This is a genomic window from Bowmanella dokdonensis (assembly GCF_017254865.1).
GTDB lineage: Bacteria > Pseudomonadota > Gammaproteobacteria > Enterobacterales > Alteromonadaceae > Bowmanella > Bowmanella dokdonensis.
Genome location: NZ_JAFKCV010000041.1, coordinates 1 through 1,110, shown reverse-complemented (window position 1 = coordinate 1,110; position 1,110 = coordinate 1). Strand labels below are relative to the sequence as shown.

The following is a 1,110-nucleotide window of genomic DNA, read 5'->3' as shown; positions in this document are numbered from 1 at the left end:
CATGCTGCTTAATGGCCTTGATGATTTGTTCTTCGGTATAACGTTTTTTCATTCTGAGATCTCCATTGGCTCCAGTTTATTGGAAATCTCATCAAAGTCATGGTGTTAAATCTGGGGAGAAGGTCAATTTCATACAGCGTAAGGCTGTGGTAAAAAATCAGCAGCCCGGCGAGAACAAAGATGATAAGGCGCCGGACGATCAAAAACGTGGGCTGTTGCAGTAAAGGGGGTGGGGTCATTTCGGCTCTCAATAAAGTATGATTACAGGAAAACTTAGGGCTTGAGTACAGTCAGGAGAAGTACTGGTTTTCTCCTCGCACTTTTTCGTTAATTTGGATGCGACCCTTTTGCCCCTTTTTATTGCAAGCACGTCAGAAGAGGCAAGATAACTAGCTCCTCCCAGATATGTGCTGTCCAAAAGAAGTTGCAAACACTTCAATGTTTCTCTTAATGCTGTTTACCAAAGCAATCCGCATTCTATTTGCTCCTACAAAAGCCTCAGTAGATGAAGCGCTGCCTAAAGAGTCTACAACTGTGGAAAAGATCAATTCTCCGGTCATCGGGTTTATGACTTTATATCTAGCCCTTGTTGCCACATCAACTCCCATTAGACCGTTCCAGGATAGTCTCTGAATCTCAACAGTAAGAAAAACAGATTCTCTAGCCACTCCCATTGATGAGGTGTCTTCTGGATTCTGAAATAAGTCAGCCAATGAAGACTCCCATTGTTGAGAAGCCAGAATGCCCATTGGCTGGTCTATCCAATCCTCCCCTTTAATTTCTCGAGGAGCAACTCTCTCCTTAACTCTTGCAGGTTTTACTCTGATATCGCTAAAGAGATATGTCGACTCTAATTTGGGAAGGTAAGACTTATCAATATTGAAATCTAATGGAGTGAGTGATGCACATGACATCATCCCTAAGATGAAGAACAAAACAAAAAATCTCTTGAGCATCATATCTGTCTTTCCTTTTACAGCATTCTCATAGACAGGATCTTTAGCGGAAGGCATTGAAATAGATAGAAAAAAGGCTCTTGGTGTGATCTGATTATTTCGCCAAAAACAAACCGATAACGAGCCGAAGAGCCATGGAAATTATGTCAGCCTG

The 1,110-nt window shown here is 42.0% G+C and carries 1 protein-coding gene; it reads right to left on the bottom strand.

Annotated features, from left to right (window positions below; translation table 11 throughout):
• Positions 1 to 389: 389 nt before the first annotated feature.
• Positions 390 to 959, bottom strand: coding sequence for a hypothetical protein (locus tag J0A66_RS21420; protein WP_206575897.1), 570 nt, complete (start codon positions 957 to 959; stop codon positions 390 to 392).
• Positions 960 to 1,110: the final 151 nt, after the last annotated feature.